The sequence below is a fragment of the Streptomyces sp. NPDC030296 genome (genome assembly GCF_055572815.1).
Genome location: NZ_JBVICQ010000006.1, coordinates 486591 through 501781, shown reverse-complemented (window position 1 = coordinate 501781; position 15191 = coordinate 486591). Strand labels below are relative to the sequence as shown.

Annotated in this window: 11 protein-coding genes and 1 pseudogene; 5 read left to right on the top strand and 7 right to left on the bottom strand. The window is 73.5% G+C overall.

Features of this window, described 5'->3' with window-relative positions:
- Nucleotides 1-72: 72 nt before the first annotated feature.
- The 4 genes and pseudogenes from ACZ4Z3_RS20360 to ACZ4Z3_RS20345 all read right to left on the bottom strand — a co-directional run.
- Nucleotides 73-306 (bottom strand): annotated as a pseudogene (locus ACZ4Z3_RS20360) (NCS2 family permease); the annotation flags it as partial.
- Nucleotides 307-318: 12 nt separating this feature from the next.
- Nucleotides 319-2706 carry a xanthine dehydrogenase family protein molybdopterin-binding subunit gene (locus tag ACZ4Z3_RS20355; protein WP_468502293.1) on the bottom strand — a complete coding sequence of 796 codons (2388 nt, stop codon included), beginning with the start codon at nt 2704-2706 and terminating at the stop codon, nt 319-321.
- Nucleotides 2707-2708: 2 nt separating this feature from the next.
- Complete coding sequence (locus ACZ4Z3_RS20350) at nt 2709-3314, bottom strand: (2Fe-2S)-binding protein (protein ID WP_468502292.1); 606 nt, start codon at nt 3312-3314, stop codon at nt 2709-2711.
- Nucleotides 3314-4204 carry an FAD binding domain-containing protein gene (locus ACZ4Z3_RS20345; protein ID WP_468502362.1) on the bottom strand — a complete coding sequence of 297 codons (891 nt, stop codon included), beginning with the start codon at nt 4202-4204 and terminating at the stop codon, nt 3314-3316. The genes ACZ4Z3_RS20350 and ACZ4Z3_RS20345 overlap by 1 nt, the downstream gene beginning before the upstream one ends.
- A 399-nt stretch (nt 4205-4603) precedes the next feature.
- On the opposite strand from ACZ4Z3_RS20345, the gene ACZ4Z3_RS20340 reads away from it, so the two are divergent.
- Together ACZ4Z3_RS20340 and ACZ4Z3_RS20335 are read left to right on the top strand one after the other, a co-directional pair.
- A complete protein-coding gene (locus ACZ4Z3_RS20340) occupies nt 4604-6319 on the top strand; it encodes a PucR family transcriptional regulator (RefSeq protein ID WP_468502291.1) in 1716 nt (571 codons plus the stop codon).
- A gap of 186 nt (nt 6320-6505) precedes the next feature.
- Nucleotides 6506-7279, top strand: a complete 774-nt coding sequence (locus ACZ4Z3_RS20335) for a hypothetical protein (protein ID WP_468502290.1) — start codon at nt 6506-6508, stop codon at nt 7277-7279.
- 133 nt (nt 7280-7412) lie between these two features.
- Here the strand turns inward: ACZ4Z3_RS20335 and ACZ4Z3_RS20330 are convergent, their stop codons facing one another.
- Complete coding sequence (locus tag ACZ4Z3_RS20330; RefSeq protein ID WP_468502289.1) at nt 7413-8420, bottom strand: GntR family transcriptional regulator; 1008 nt, start codon at nt 8418-8420, stop codon at nt 7413-7415.
- A 278-nt stretch (nt 8421-8698) separates the two neighbouring features.
- On the opposite strand from ACZ4Z3_RS20330, the gene ACZ4Z3_RS20325 reads away from it, so the two are divergent.
- On the top strand, nt 8699-9517 hold the full coding sequence (locus ACZ4Z3_RS20325) for a (2Fe-2S)-binding protein (protein ID WP_468502361.1): 819 nt from the start codon (nt 8699-8701) through the stop codon (nt 9515-9517).
- 326 nt (nt 9518-9843) lie between these two features.
- Entirely contained in the window at nt 9844-10905 is a 1062-nt protein-coding gene (locus ACZ4Z3_RS20320; protein ID WP_468502288.1) for a DUF2637 domain-containing protein, read from the top strand.
- A gap of 83 nt (nt 10906-10988) precedes the next feature.
- Here the strand turns inward: ACZ4Z3_RS20320 and ACZ4Z3_RS20315 are convergent, their stop codons facing one another.
- Nucleotides 10989-11471 (bottom strand): ATP-binding protein, encoded by a 483-nt coding sequence (locus tag ACZ4Z3_RS20315; RefSeq protein ID WP_468502360.1) that lies wholly within the window; start codon nt 11469-11471, stop codon nt 10989-10991.
- Between the two features lie 539 nt (nt 11472-12010).
- Nucleotides 12011-13510 (bottom strand): protein phosphatase 2C domain-containing protein, encoded by a 1500-nt coding sequence (locus ACZ4Z3_RS20310; protein WP_468502359.1) that lies wholly within the window; start codon nt 13508-13510, stop codon nt 12011-12013.
- Nucleotides 13511-14671: 1161 nt separating this feature from the next.
- Between ACZ4Z3_RS20310 and ACZ4Z3_RS20305 the strand changes: the two genes are divergently transcribed.
- Nucleotides 14672-15154: a DUF456 domain-containing protein gene (locus ACZ4Z3_RS20305; protein WP_468502287.1), complete on the top strand. Its 483-nt coding sequence runs from the start codon at nt 14672-14674 to the stop codon at nt 15152-15154.
- The last annotated feature ends 37 nt before the right edge of the window (nt 15155-15191 follow it).

Sequence of the window (15191 nt, the reverse complement as noted above, 5' to 3'; positions counted from 1 at the left end):
GTCTCCTCACGGTTCACGGTTGCGCGGACGATACTCGGCGGCGGGACCGACCCGGGGCCTGTCGTTCGGAGAGAACCCGGCGAGGACGAGGGTGAAGACGATCATGCCGACCGTCATCGCGCCGACGTCGCCCCAGCCGCCGAACTCGACCTGCCCGAACAGCGAGAAGTCCGGCATCGGACACCGCGCTGCCGTGCAACGCGGGTGCCCGCCCGCCCATTGCTTCGAGTCGACGACACCGAGGGCGTTGAGGACGACGGCGAGGAGAGTGCCGCCGACGATGCCGAGCAGGATCGCGCCGGGAACGGCTCAACGGAGTTACGCCGTGCCCGTCAGGTGCTCGGGGCGTACCGGCGTGCGGTTCAGTTCCAAGCCCGTCGCCGCCCGGATCGCCGCGAGGACGGCCGGGGTGGAGGACAGGGTGGGGGCCTCGCCGATGCCGCGCAGCCCGTACGGCGCGTGGCCGTCGGCGAGTTCGAGCACGTCGACGGGGATGGTCGGCGTGTCGAGGATCGTGGGGATGAGGTAGTCCGTGAAGGACGGGTTGCGGACCTTCGCCGTCTTCGGGTCGACGATGATCTCCTCCATGACGGCGATGCCGAGGCCCTGTGTCGTGCCGCCCTGGATCTGGCCGAGCACGGACAGCGGGTTGAGGGCCTTGCCGACGTCCTGCGCGCAGGCCAGTTCGACGACCTTGACCATGCCCAGCTCGGTGTCGACCTCGACGACGGCGCGGTGCGCGGCGAAGGAGTACTGGACGTGGCCGAAGCCCTGCCCGGTGCGCAGGTCGAAGGGTTCGGTCGGCCGGTGCCGCCACTCCTCCTCGATCTCGACGGCCTCGTCTCCGAGGACGTCCACCAGGTCGGCGAGGACCTCACCGGCGTCGGTGACGACCTTGCCGCCCTCCAGGAGGAGCTCGGCGGTCGCCCACGCGGGGTGGTACGTGCCGAACTTGCGGCGGCCCAGCTCCAGGACCTTCTCCCGGACCAGTTCGCAGGCGTTCTTCACGGCGCCGCCGGTGACGTACGTCTGGCGGGACGCGGACGTCGAACCGGCCGAACCGACCCGCGTGTCCGCCGGGTTGATGGTGACCTGGGTGACGCCCAGCTCGGTGCGGGCGATCTGCGCGTGGACGGTGATGCCGCCCTGGCCGACCTCCGCCATGGCCGTGTGGACCGTCGCGACCGGTTCGCCGCCGACGACCTCCATGCGCACCCGGGCCGTGGAGTAGTCGTCGAAGCCCTCGGAGAAACCGACGTTCTTGATGCCGACGGCGTAGCCGACGCCCCGGACGACGCCCTCGCCGTGGGTGGTGTTGGACAGGCCGCCCGGCAGTTCCCGTACGTCCGCCGCCTCGCCCGCCGCGAGCCACTGCTGCTCGGGGGGCATGGGCATCGCCTTGACGCGGCGCAGGAGTTCGGCGACCGGGGCCGGGGAGTCGACGACCTGCCCGGTCGGCAGGGCGGTGCCCTGGGACATGGCGTTGAGCCGGCGGAACTCCACCGGGTCCATGCCGAGCTTCGCCGCCAGCTTGTCCATCTGGGCCTCGTACGCGAAGCACGCCTGGACCGCGCCGAAGCCGCGCATCGCGCCGCAGGGCGGGTTGTTGGTGTAGAGGGCGATGGCCTCGATGTCGACGTCGTCGATGACGTACGGGCCCGCGCCGAGGGAGGCGGCGTTGCCGACGACGGCCGGGGAGGAGGAGGCGTACGCGCCGCCGTCGAGGACGATGCGGGCCTTGAGGTGGGTGAGCTTGCCGTCCTTCGTCGCCCCGTGCTCGTAGTGGAGCTTCGCGGGGTGGCGGTGGACGTGGCCGAAGAAGGACTCGAAGCGGTTATAGACGATCTTGACGGGCTTGCCGGTGCGCAGGGCGAGCAGGCATGCGTGGATCTGCATCGAGAGATCCTCACGGCCTCCGAACGCGCCGCCCACTCCCGCCAGCGTCATACGGACCTTGTCCTCGGGCAGGCCAAGGACCGGGGCGATCTGGCGCAGGTCGGCGTGCAGCCACTGGGTGGCGATGTAGAGGTCGACACCGCCGTCCTCGGCGGGCACGGCGAGGCCGGACTCGGGGCCGAGGAAGGCCTGGTCCTGCATGCCGAAGACGTACTCGCCCTCGACGATGACGTCCGCGCGCTCGCGGGCCGCCGCCACGTCACCGCGGATGACGGGCTGGCGGTGGACGATGTTCGGGTGCGGGACATGGCCGGCGTGGTGGTCGTCGCGGCCCTCGTGGATCAGGACCGCGTCCGGCGCGGTCGCGGAGGCCTCGTCGGTGATGACGGGCAGTTCGCGGTACTCCACCTTGATCTTGGCGGCGGCGCGGCGCGCGGTCTCCGGGTGGTCGGCGGCGACGATCGCGACGGGCTCGCCGTGGTGGCGGACCTTGCCGTGGGCGAGGACCGGGGTGTCCTGGATCTCCAGGCCGTAGTTCTTCACGTCGGTCGGCAGGTCGTCGTACGTCATCACGGCGTACACACCGGGGGTGGCGAGTGCCTCGCCGGTGTCGATGGAGACGATCTCGGCGTGGGCCACGGTGGAGCGCAGGATCTGGCCCCAGAGCATGTCCTCGTGCCACATGTCGGAGGAGTAGGCGAACTCTCCGGTGACCTTGAGGGTGCCGTCGGGGCGGAGGGTGGACTCGCCGATGCCGCCCTTGGTGCGGGAGCCCTGGGTGATGTTGGTGGGCAGGCCGGTGGTTCCCATGATCAGACCCCTTCGGACTGCCGGGCGGCCGCGAGGCGGACCGCGTCCATGATCTTCTCGTAGCCGGTGCAGCGGCACAGGTTGCCCGAGAGTGCCTCGCGGATGTCCGCGTCGGTCGGGTTGGGGTGGCGCTCCAGCATCTCGTCGGCGGCGACGAGCAGTCCGGGGGTGCAGAAGCCGCACTGGACGGCGCCGGCGTCGATGAAGGCCTGCTGGATCGGGGAGAGTTCGGTGCCCTCGCCGGTCTGGGAGTCGGCGCCCCGGACGGCCCAGTGCCGGGCCTCGTCGAGCGGGGTGCCGGCCGGGGTGTCCGCGGTGCCGCACGCGCCGGAGGCGCAACCGCCGTGCTCGGCGCGCTGCTTGGCGTAGTCGGCGAGCCCTTCGACGGTGACGACCTCGCGGCCCTCCACCTGTCCGGCGGCGACCAGGCACGCGCACACCGGCACGCCGTCCAGGCGGACGGTGCACGAGCCGCACTCGCCCTGCTCGCAGGCGTTCTTGGAGCCGGGGAGCCCCAGGCGTTCCCTCAGGACGTACAGCAGGGACTCGCCCTCCCACACGTCGTCGGCCTCCTGCGGACGTCCGTTGACCGTGAAATTGACCCGCATCAGGCGGCTCCCTCCGTGCGGGCGGCGTCGCCGCGGTACGACTCCCAGGTCCACATGAGCGTGCGGCGGGCCATGACGCCGACGGCGTGCCGTCGGTAGCTCGCGGTGCCGCGGACGTCGTCGATCGGGTTGCAGGCGGCGGAGCACAGCTCGGCGAACTGCTTGGCGACCGACGGGGTGATGATCCTGCCGTTGTCCCAGAAGCCGCCCTCGTCGAGCGCCGCGTTCAGGAACTCCTCGGCGGTCTTGGCCCGGACGGGGGTCGGCGCGGCCGAACCGATGCCGGTGCGGACGGTGCGCGTCGCGGGGTGCAGGGCCAGTCCGAAGGCGCACACGGCGATGACCATGGCGTTGCGGGTGCCGACCTTGGAGTACTGCTGGGGTCCGTCGGCCTTGTCGATGTGGACGGCGCGGATCAGCTCGTCGGGGGCGAGCGCGTTGCGCTTGACGCCGGTGTAGAAGTCGTCGATGGGAATGAGCCGGGAGCCCCGTACGGACTCGACCTCCACCCGGGCGCCCGCCGCGAGGAGGGCCGGGTGGGCGTCGCCGGCCGGGGAGGCGGTGCCGAGGTTGCCTCCGACGCCGCCGCGGTTGCGGATCTGCGGGGAGGCCACCGTGTGCGAGGCCAGGGCGAGGCCGGGCAGCTCGGGCCGGAGGTGCTCCATGATCCGGGTGTAGGGGACGGACGCTCCCAGGCGAACCGTCTCCTCGCCGACCTCCCACTCGTAGAGGTCGCCGATCCGGTTCAGGTCCAGCAGGTACTCGGGCCGACGGTGGTCGAAGTTGATCTCGACCATCACATCGGTGCCGCCGGCGATCGGCACAGCGGTGGGGTGCTCGGCCTTCGCGGCGAGCGCCTCCTCCCAGCTGGCGGGGCGAAGGAAGTCCATCTGACCGGCTCTCTTCTTCGTCTCAGTCGTCTCGGAGTGGTGCCGTTTGAGCCAGATCGTGTGCGGCGGGCCCGGCTCGTCCATGTGCTGTTCATGAGGGGTCGACGCCAGTACACAGCGCTCTCCTCCGCCCCGGTCAGTCACGGAAACCATGAAGGAGTTGCCTGGCCAGGGGGCGCATCTTGTAGATTCGTATGAACGGAGGCCATCAGCAACCTCCTCGTTTTGCTCTGGAAACACACAGCACACACCCGGAGCCGGGCGGGTCGGTTTTCGAAAGTCCCAGGCCACGCCCCGGACGTGTCCCGGCCTTCCGTAACCACCCTCCTCCGGAAGCCACCGGGGCGCCCGCCGGGCGAACCGACCACAGATTTCGAGACAGGAACGGCGGCGACGAGAATGCGCCTGCGCGCACTGCTGGACACCGACGCGCTGGGTCTGCGGCTGCTCGGCGGCGAGGACGAGCTGGACCGCACCGTACGGGGTGTGATGACCACCGACCTGCGGGACCCCAGCCGCTACCTCTCCGGCGGCGAGCTGGTGCTCACCGGCCTCGCCTGGCGCCGTGGCGCCACCGACTCCGAACCCTTCGTACGGATTCTCGTCGCCGCCGGTGTCACCGCCCTGGCGGCCGGTGAGGCCGAGCTGGGTGACGTCCCCGAGGACCTCGTCGTGGCCTGCGCCCGGCACCGGCTGCCGCTGCTGGCGGTCAACGAGTCGGTGGCCTTCGCGACGATCACCGAGCACGTCGTGCGGCAGGTCTCCGGTGAGCGCGCCGGGGACCTGGCGGCCGTGGTGGACCGCCACCGCCGGATGATGACGTCCGGCCCGGCGGGCGGCGGCCCGGACGTGGTCCTCGATCTGCTCGGCTCCGACCTGGACCTGCGGGCGTGGGTCCTCTCCCCCACCGGCCGCCTCATCGCGGGCCCCAAGGTCGCGGGCCCTGCCCTGCCCGCCGAGCTGTGCGCGCGGCTGGCCGGCGAACACCTGGCGGCGGCGCGCACGGGGCGGCGCGGGCCCTGCCGGGTGGGCGTCGGCACGACCATGTACTCGCTGTTCCCGATCAGCGGCGCCGGCCGTACGGGGAACGCCGCCGCACGTGATGTGCGCGAGACGGTGCTGTCCGACTGGCTGCTCGCCGTCGAGGCCGACGCCGGGGACTGGCCCGCCGAGCGGCTCGACCTGCTGCACGGCGTCACCCAGCTGATCGCCGTCGAGCGGGACCGCCGCGACGCGGCCCGCACGGTACGGCGTCGGCTCGCCCAGGAGGTCCTGGAGCTGGTGCAGGCGGGTTCGGCGCCCGCCGAGATCGCGGCCCGGCTGCGGGTCGCCGCGCCGGTGCTCCTGCCCGGCCTCGGGGCGGCCCCCCACTGGCAGGTCGTCGTGGCGCGGGTCGAGTGGGAGGAGCAGGGCCACGCGGCCGACAACGGCGGCGGGCGACGGGCGACGGGGATCGACGGGGGGCCGGTGGCGCAGGCGCTGCTGGAGGAGATCCTCGTGGACCCGCTGGCGACCGGCCCCGAGCACTCCGACCGGATCGCCGTCGCCCACACGGGTGACGAGGCCATCGCGCTCGTCCCGCTGCCCGCCGTCTCGACGGAGCACGACGGCTCCGAGGCCGGCCTCCACGCCGACACCCTGCTCGCCGCCGTACGGGGCCCGCTGTCGGCCGGCCTCGACGGCGACGGGCGGCTCACCCTCGGTGTCAGCGCGGCCGTGCACTCGGCGGAGGGGCTGCGGGGCGCCCTGGAGGAGGCCCGGCACGCCCGCCGGGTGGCGGCGGCCCGCCCCGGCCGGGTCTGCGCGGCCGGCCACCAGGAGCTGGCCTCCCACGTCCTGCTGCTGCCCTTCGTCCCCGACGACGTCCGCCGCGCCTTCACCGCCCGCCTCCTGGACCCGCTGCGCGACTACGACCGCCGCCACCGCGCCGAGCTGATCCCCACCCTGGAGGCGTTCCTGGAGTGCGACGGCTCCTGGACCCGCTGCGCTGCCCGCCTCCACCTGCACGTCAACACACTGCGCTACCGGGTGGGCCGTATCGAGCAGTTGACGAGCCGGGACCTGTCCCGCCTGGAGGACAAGCTGGACTTCTTCCTGGCGCTGCGGATGAGGTAGCGCCCACGGGCGGCGAGTTGGTGCCGGGAGCGCGGAGTCCGGGGGGTGGTGGACCAAGATCGATGTGCCCCCTCCGCACCCCATGACTTTGTGAATTCTTTCACCCACCCTCTTGGCCAGCCCGGCCATTCGTGCTGAGATGCCGCCACCAACTCAAAGCTCAACGGTGTGCTCGGGGAGGGCAACGTGGCGCATACCGCCATGTCTGGTAACGGAACGACCGCCGGCGACGATCCACTCCAGACCGCGGTATGGCGCCTGCGTTCACGAGCGTGCTGGGTCGACGCGGCCGCCCTCATCGAGCCCGTCACCCCACAGGCCGCGCTGCAGCGCACCGCGCTCCTCGTCGAACGCTGCCTCTACACCGAGCAGGGCTGGGAGGAGGCCGAGGACGCGCTGCGCACGGCCGAGGCGCAGGCCCGGACGGACGACGAGCGGGGTGCGGCGGCCTGTGAGCGCGGCCAGTTGGCGTACGCGGCCACGCTGCTCGGGGTCCGCGACCGCTCGGACGAGGCGCGGGCCGCGCTGGGCCGGGCCGCCGCGCTGATCGCGCCGGGAGCGCCCGGCCGGGCGCTGCTCGACTTCCGCCGGGGGCTCCTCGCGGAGAACCTCGCCCAGGCCCCGCAGGCCGCCCGCGCCGCCTACCGCCGCGCCCACGCGGGCGCCACCGCGCACGACAACCTGCTGTTGCAGTCGTTCACCTGGCGCCATCTGGCGGGCCTCGCGCTGCGTGACGGCGAGTTGGCCGAGGCGCGCCACGGCTTCGCCGAATCCCTGCGCATCCGCGAGGAGTTGGGCTATCTCGTGGGTACGGCGCCCGCGCTCGCGTCGCTCGCCGACACCGAGCCCGAACCGGAGGCGTCCCGCCTCCGCGAGGAGGCCCGCCGCCTCTTCCGCCTCCTGGGCGGCGTACCGACCTGGCTCTCCCGCCAACTGGCCCCACCGGCGGCCACGGCGTGAGGGCGGGGAAAGGACACGGGACGCCGCCCTGCTTCCAGGGGCGCGGGAACTGTGCGGCTTTTGGGGGCGCGGTGAACTGCGCGACCGGCCACAGACCACGGACACCCGGCGAACCACCGGCACCCCTACCTCGCTAGCCCGCCCCACCGAAATGGTTCCCCATGAGGCACTCCACGGCCTCGAGATCCCCCGCGGCCAACGCGTCCAGCAGCGCGATGTGCTCCGCCGCGTCGGCCATCAGCTCCAACCGCGAGCCGGCCGACCCGGCGGTCAGCGGCAGCTGACTCCTGCGGTGCAGGTCGTCCGCGATCTGCACCAACTGCTGGTTGCCGGCCAGCGACAGCATCCCCCGGTGGAAGGCCCGGTCCGCCTCCCCGTACGTCGCCCGGCACCCGGCGGACGCCGCCCGCGCCGTCTCCTCGGCCAGCGGCCTCAGCTCGGCCCAGCTGTCGGCCGGCAGGGTCCGCGCGAGCCGCAGGATCACCGGCACCTGGAGCAGCGCCCGCACCTCCGCCAGCTCGGCCAGCTCACGGGCGCCGCGCCGCACGACGCGGAAGCCCCGGTTGGGGACGACCTCGACGGCGCCCTCGATCGCCAGTTGCTGCATCGCCTCGCGGACCGGGGTCGCCGAGACCCCGAACTGCTCACCGAGCGCGGGCGCCGAGTACACCTCGCCGGGTGTCAGCTCACCGGCGGCGAGCGCGGCCCGCAGGGCGTCGAGGATCTGACCGCGCACGGAGGCCCGCTGCACGACGGGGCGCCCCGGCGGGCGGAGCCCGTCGAACCCTGCCTCGTCCCCGGTCCCGCCACTGCGGGGGAGGGGGATCGGTGTCTCACTGTGGGTGTGCTCACCACGGGCGGCGTCGGCAGGCGGCACGGTGCCACGACGGCCCGCGTCGGCCGACGGCACGGCGTCGCGGCGGCCCTCCCCACCGGCCGGCGCGCCATCACCGTGGCCGGCGTCACGGCGACCGGCCTGTCGGCGGCCGGCGCTCCCGGCGGCGTCCGCGGTGAGGCCCCGAACCCGGTCGACGTCCGTCACTCCCGGCTGTGCGGGCACTCGGTAGGCCGTGGCCGGACGGGCGGCATCCGGCGCACTCGCGGCAGGGGCCTGGCGCGAACGCGGTCCGGCCTGGTCCACAGGTCCTCCTCCGAGCCGAGTCATGGGTCCACGTGTGTGTCGTGTGTGTCCAGCGGTGCGGCCGCCGGTACGGCCACCGGCACCGGGGGGCGGTTGGTCACTACTGGGGTTGTTACCGGTCGTTAAGCACCATAGGCGCACATGCCCTCAGTTCAAACCCGGACTACCCAGAGCAAGCCTCGGGTAAGGTCAGCCTTACCTGGCAGCGATGGTGAAACGGTGGTTCCCGCATGCCCCTCCCCGCACCGGCACCGGTCTCCTCTCCGCGCACGTCGCCCATGACACCCGCCTACGCGCGGTTGACCGAGATCCTCCCCGTGATGAGCGTGACAGAACTCTCCCTCGCGGATCCATTGCCCGAAGGTGAGGGCTGGGTCGGCGCCGCCGGGCTGGCGGCGGGCGGCGCGGAGCTGGACGCGTTCCTGGCGTGGGACGAGGACCAGATCCTCCGGGACCACGGACGGGAGGGGCGCCCGGACGTGGTGGCGACCTTCGGACTGCACCGCTACTCCTGGTACGCGTGCCTCCTCTTCACCGTCCCCTGGTTCCTGGAGCGCCGGGTGCCGCGCTTCCCGGCGGAGCACGTGGCGTTCCAGCGGGAGCGGAACCGGCTGACGGTCCGCGGGGAAACGTTCAGCTGCCTGCCCGGCGATCCGGCCGCCACCGCGCCCGGCGCCCGCGTGGTCCCGGACGCGGAGGCGCTGCGGGCCGAGGTGCGCGCCGCCATCGCCGAGCACATAGAACCGGTCCTCGGCGGCTTCGGCCCGCGGATGCGGCGACGCGGCCGCGCCCTGTGGGGCATGGCGACCGACGAGGTCGTGGAGGGCGTCTGGTACATCGCCGAACTGCTCGGCCCCGACGAGCGGGAGCGGTGCCGGCGCGAGCTGGAGCTGCTGCTGCCGGGCGCGACCCGGCCGTACGTGGGCACCGCGGGCTTCCGTGAACTGGCCGGGCCCGGCGGTGAGCGGCTGTCGACGCGGGACCGGGCGAGCTGCTGCATGTATTACACGCTGGCCCCCGAGGACACCTGCGCCACCTGCCCACGGAGCCGCGAGGCCGAACGGATCGCCAAGCTCACGGGACCCGCGGCCGCCTGACGGGCCGTCTCCCGCGGGGCGACCAGGACCCCCCGGGGAGAGCCGGGGGCCTGTGCCGTAAGATCCACTCCGGGTGGGACCCTCGTTGGGTTACAGGTGGTTCACAAATTCCTCACTCCTCGCGGGAACTTTCCGTGGAACCACTCGAACGGGTAATCTCACTCGCACTCAACTCCCGTCCCTCGCGCGGTAGTTCGAGCAGAATGCCGCCTGGCGTCACTCATTGCACTTCCTTGGCGGTCTCTTGCCCCGAAACCCCCTGAGGGCCGCGAGGATTGGGCCACTATGGCGGGCGTTACGCCCTATCCCAATGCAAGGGACCCCTGATGAGATTGACCGACATATCGCTGAACTGGCTGCTTCCGGGCGCCGTACTGCTCCTGGGCATGCTGGCGGCGGTGGCGGTGCTCGCGCGCGGCAAGCGCTCCGGGGAGCACGCTAAGACCGAGGATTCGTGGGAACGCAGTGAGGAGCGCCGCCGGCGCAAGGAAGCCTTGTACGGCACCGCTTCCTACATCCTTCTCTTCTGCTGTGCCGCGGTCGCCGCGGCGCTCTCCTTCCGGGGCCTGGTCGGGTTCGGTGAACAGAACCTGGGCCTCACCAATGGGTGGCAGTACCTGGTTCCGTTCGGCCTGGACGGCGCCGCCATGTTCTGCTCGGTGCTCGCGGTCCGCGAGGCCAGCCACGGTGACGCGGCTCTCGGCTCCCGCATACTCGTGTGGACGTTCGCGGGTGCCGCCGCCTGGTTCAACTGGGTGCACGCGCCCCGTGGCCTCGGCCACGACGGCGCCCCGCAGTTCTTCGCCGGCATGTCCCTGTCCGCCGCGGTGCTGTTCGACCGCGCGCTGAAGCAGACCCGCCGTGCGGCGCTGCGCGAGCAGGGTCTGGTGCCGCGTCCGCTGCCGCAGATCCGTGTGGTCCGCTGGCTGAGGGCTCCGCGTGAGACGTACAAGGCCTGGTCGCTGATGCTCCTGGAGGGTGTGCGCAGCCTGGACGAGGCCGTGGACGAGGTGCGCGAGGACAAGCGCCTCAAGGAGGAGAACCGCGCGCGCAAGCGGGAGCACGAGCGTCTGGAGCGTGCCCACCTCAAGGCCATCAGCCGGGGCCACCGGGGTCTGCCCGGCCGTGGCGGCGGCGGTGGTGGCGGCGGTGGCCAGCGCCAGATGGACACCACCGTGGAACGCGTCCCTGCACAGGCGGTCTCGGAGCCTGCCATATCGGCGCCGGAGCCCCTGCCCGTGCGTACCCGCCCCTCCCTGCAGCCCGTGCGCAACGGCTCTGACAAGTCGATCACCGTGGATCTCACCGCGGAGGACGACACGATGGCCCTGCCTCGGCTGGACTCCCTGGAGCGCAAGCTCAAGGATCTGGAGCAGCAGTTCGGCTGAGTCCGGACCACACCATCGGACAGGGGCGCGGCATCAGCCGCGCCCCTGTCCGTTTGCCTGTGTCCAGGTCCGTTTGCCTGTGTCTAGGTGAGGCCACCGTCGAGGTCGAACCAGACCGACTTGCCCACCCCGTGCGCCCGTACCCCCCAGGAGTCGGCGAGGGACTGCACGAGGAGGAGACCGCGGCCATGGGTGCTGTCGTCGGTCTGCGACATCCTCGGCTTGGGCCTGCGAGCCACGAAGTCCCGCACCTCCACATGGAGTCCGCGGGGTGAGACCGTGGCGGTCAGCACCGCGTCGTCGTCGGTGTGGATCAGTGCGTTGGTGACCAGCTCACTGGTGAGCAGTTCCGCTATCTCCGATCTCCCCGGCCGCCCCCACTGCCGCAGCAAATCCCGCAGGGCCTTGCGGGACTCGGGCACCGCCCGGAGATCCGCCCGCCCGAGTCTGCGCCTGAGCTGACCGGCACCGGGCTGCGCCGGCACATCGTCGGTCTCTTCCTCCACCGCTTCCGCCGAGGACGCCCCGATCGCCACGGGACCGCCTCCTCGTGCCTGCCTCTTCATGACCCCCGCCCACGCGCCGATGACCGATTCCCCTCCTGCTCGAACACGCACACGGGGATCCTTGCCCGGTCCGGATCGCGGCACTCATGTCGAATCGTCAACGACCCTCCGTACGCCTTCAAACGCACAGGGTCAAGCCAGCCATCAGTACCGGAAGACAGCGCTTCCCGCCCCGGAAAACCCCCTCACACGCCGACGAACCCGACGGCGCGCCACCGGCGGGGCGGCCGGTACCCGACCCCGCGGTCTCGGCCAACCCCCCACGTGGGACTGGGGATCCGGCCGTGTCGCAACGGCACGGGACGGGCGGACGAGGCCCGCACCGGCGGCGGGGGCGGGCCGCTCGACGACGATGATGTTCATTGGCTGAATTCAAGCGCTGGTACAGGCCAACCGGGCGGCCGGTACGACGGCTTGACAGCGGCCACCGGGCGGGGGACCGTGCGCGTCGCCCTCCGTCTACCCCGGTCCGCCCGGTTCACCCGGCTGACCTGCCCAGCTCTCGTACACCAACGGCCCGGGCGCCCTGAGGGAGGTGGTCACGCCTCCCAGACGGCCGCCGCCGTGCGGTCGTCCGCGTAGCCCTTGACCCGGACCTGGGTGTCGGCGAGGTAGGCGGCGAGACCGGGCGGCTCGTCGGCACGCCAGCGGGCCGCGAGGTGGTCGGCGAGCTGTTCCTCGCCGCGCAGGGGATCGGCGAGGCCGGGGGTGCACAGCAGCAGGACGTCGCCCTCGCGGGCCACGGAGGCACGGAACCGGAAGGGTTCACGGGGCGGCGCGGGGGCGGGTTCGTACGGGCTGGGCGGCGTCGTGATGCCGAGGTCCATGGTGAGCCGGTCGCCCTCGGGGGTCTCGTGCGGCAGCGAGCCGAATCCGACCACCGGCTCACCGGCGGCTTCGGCGACCCGCGGCTCGATGTCCTGCCACTCCCCGCCCCGCAGCCGGAACAGTCCGCCGGGGCCGACCCCGAAGAACACGCGGGTACGGCACCGGGGGTCGGCCGGGAGCAGCAGACAGCGCAGGCTCGCGGTGTACTCCTCCGGGTCGAGCCCCTGCTCGGCCGCGCTCGCGCGGAGTCTGCCGAGGCTGCGGTCGGTGAGCCGGTGCAGCCCCGACTTCAGGTCGCCGCGCCGGGCGGCCCTGATGTCCTCCACGAGGCGGGCGTGGCTGCGCCCGATCGCCTGCCCGATCCACCGGCACGCCTCGGCCGCCGCCCGGTGCGCGCCCGGGGTCGCCCGGACGCCGGTCGCCATCGCCACCAGCACCAGCGCCTGCTCGCCCACGCCGAACCGGGCGGTCAGCAGCGAGTCCCGGCGCGGTTCGCCGCGGTAGCGCGACGAGTCCCCGCGCAGGGAGACGGCACGCAACGTACAGGCCCCGTAGCGCGCACCGTCCAGCACCGTGTCCGCGACGAGGTCGCCGAGATCGTCCGGGTCGGCCGGTGGCAGCGCGGTCGGCTCGGGGTCGTACGTGGGGGGCCCGGACCCCACGTGGTCCACGTGCACCGGCTGACTCCCGGTGACCAGCCTGACCTCCTGCGCCTGGAGGGTCCGCGGGTCCAGGTCCGCGCCGGGCCGCGCGCCGGAGGGCTCGGGGACGGCGGGACCGGACGGCACGGCGGCTCCCGCCGAGGCACCGAGAACCGGGCCTGGGGAGGGGATGTCGGGTGGGGTGGGGGGCGACGGAGGGCCGGCGGGAGGCTGGGCGGAGGGGACGGCGCCGGTGGGCGGGGGCGGTGGGACGGGGCCGGTCGGTGCGGGGTGGGCCGGGGCGGGCGGCACGGGTGCGGAGGGCGGGGGCGGCACGGCAGGGGCCGACGGGGGCGGGACGGCGTCCGCGGGGGCGGGCGGGACGGCGTCCGCGGGGGCGGGCGGGACGGCGTCCGTGCGCGGAGGCGTGGCGGGGGGCGACCAAGGGGTGGAGCTCAGCGGCCCGGTTCCGGAGCGGGTCGGCCCGGCCGGGCGCGCCCAGGGCCCCGGGGGCCAGAGCGAGCCGGACGGCCGCGACCGCCTCGACGACGGTGAGGCGGAGCCGGGCAGGGCATCCGGCCGGGACGGCGAGCCCGCGCCACCGCCCGGAGCCGCCTCACCGGACGGCCGCCCACCCGACGAAGCCGCACGGAACCCTGGGGGCCTCGGCCCGGGTGGGAAGACCCCGGGCTCCGGTGCGGCGGCGGACGGGGGCTGCCCGGCGGACGGCGGCTCGTCGGCGGAAGACGGCCGCGCGGCGGCCGACGGTGGGGCGGACGGAGGCTGGCCACCGGACGGGAGCCGACCGTCGGACGGGAGCTGATCGCCGGTCGGGGGCTGGCCGCCGACGCGGGGCTGCCGGCCGACGGGGGGCCGCTCGGCGGGCGGGGTCCGGTTCGTCGGGGTCGGCTGGGTGGGCGAGGCGGCGTCGGGCGGTGCTGACGCGGTGGGCGTCGGCTCCCACGGGGCAGGCTGGGGGTGCAGACCACTGCGGCGCAGGGCCTCGGTGGCGGGGTCGACGGACGGGGGCTCAGGAGGCGGCTCAGGCGCCGGGGCCGGGGCAGGTGCCCGGTGGTCGCGCGAACCCTGGGGCGGGACCCTGTCCGAAAGGGGCCTGGCGGCCGAGGGGCCCGACGGGGCCGCCGAGCCCGCGGAGGCGGAGTTGCCGAGGCCGGTGCTTCTGGTACCCGTACCGCTCGGACCGTCCTGCCCGTCCGGTTCGGCTCCCCGAGGTCCCTGCGCGCCCGGCGTGCCCGGCGGGCCGGTCACGCTCGTCCCGTTCGACGATGCCGTCGGCCGATTCGCGACCGTGTTCGCCGCCGAGGCGAACCGGTCGTCGAGGGAATCGGCCGCGACCGAGGGGCCCGTGTCCCCACTGGCGTCGTCGTACAACTGCCGCCACCAGTCGTCCTCATGACCGGTCGGCCTCTCCCCCTGCTGGCTCATGCCCCTAATTGTCCACCTCAACAGCCGTATGAAAACGGGGCATCCGGAAAATCAGCCCGCAGAGCCGACGACCGCACGGCGTGTCGGACTACACGTCGAACTCCGGTGCGAGAACAGGGAGTCGAGGGGCCGGAGGATCCTCCGGGGATGCGTGTTGTTCCGTACCTGGGACGGGGGGAGGGGGACGTCCCCCGTGTCCGCGCGCAGCCGTGCGTTCTCATGGAACGGGCGCCGGGGCGGCCTCCCTGACCTGCGTCTTCTCGCGCGGTCCTGCACCCTGGGCAGATGGGAGTGTGGGAACTCCTGCTGGTCGGCGTGGTCGTACTGTTCGGCCTGTGCGGAGTGCTGGTGCCCGGCGTACCGGGGTCCCTGCTGGTGTGGGCCGGGGTCATGTGGTGGGCGCTGGAGGAGCCCCGCCCGGTCGCCTGGTGGGTGCTGGTCGGCTCCACGACCGTCCTGCTGCTGGCCCGGGCGGCCCGCTGGATGCTGCCTCCCCGGCGCCTGGCGCTGAGCGGCGCCTCCCCCCGCATGGCGGTGTACGCCGGTGTCGGGGCGCTCCTGGGCTTCGTCCTCGTCCCGGTGGTCGGCGCGATCCCCGGGTTCGTCGGCGGCGTCTACCTCTCCGAGCGGCTCCGGCTCGGCCGGCACCGCGAGGCGGCGGCGGCCGTGCGCACGGCCATGCGGTCCGGCGGCTCCAGCGTGCTGGCGGAACTCTTCGCCTGCCTGCTCGTCGCGGGGGCCTGGGTCGGGGCGGTGCTCGGCCGCTGAGCGGCACCCCGACCGCCCGCCACCATCATGACGGCCA

Coding starts and splice junctions, on each gene's coding strand:
- ACZ4Z3_RS20355 (WP_468502293.1), bottom strand. CDS start 2,706: ATGGGAACCACCGGCCTGCCCACCAACATCACCCAGGGCTCCCGCACC.
- ACZ4Z3_RS20350 (WP_468502292.1), bottom strand. CDS start 3,314: ATGCGGGTCAATTTCACGGTCAACGGACGTCCGCAGGAGGCCGACGAC.
- ACZ4Z3_RS20345 (WP_468502362.1), bottom strand. CDS start 4,204: ATGGACTTCCTTCGCCCCGCCAGCTGGGAGGAGGCGCTCGCCGCGAAG.
- ACZ4Z3_RS20340 (WP_468502291.1), top strand. CDS start 4,604: ATGCGCCTGCGCGCACTGCTGGACACCGACGCGCTGGGTCTGCGGCTG.
- ACZ4Z3_RS20325 (WP_468502361.1), top strand. CDS start 8,699: ATGACACCCGCCTACGCGCGGTTGACCGAGATCCTCCCCGTGATGAGC.
- ACZ4Z3_RS20320 (WP_468502288.1), top strand. CDS start 9,844: ATGAGATTGACCGACATATCGCTGAACTGGCTGCTTCCGGGCGCCGTA.
- ACZ4Z3_RS20315 (WP_468502360.1), bottom strand. CDS start 11,471: ATGAAGAGGCAGGCACGAGGAGGCGGTCCCGTGGCGATCGGGGCGTCC.
- ACZ4Z3_RS20305 (WP_468502287.1), top strand. CDS start 14,672: ATGGGAGTGTGGGAACTCCTGCTGGTCGGCGTGGTCGTACTGTTCGGC.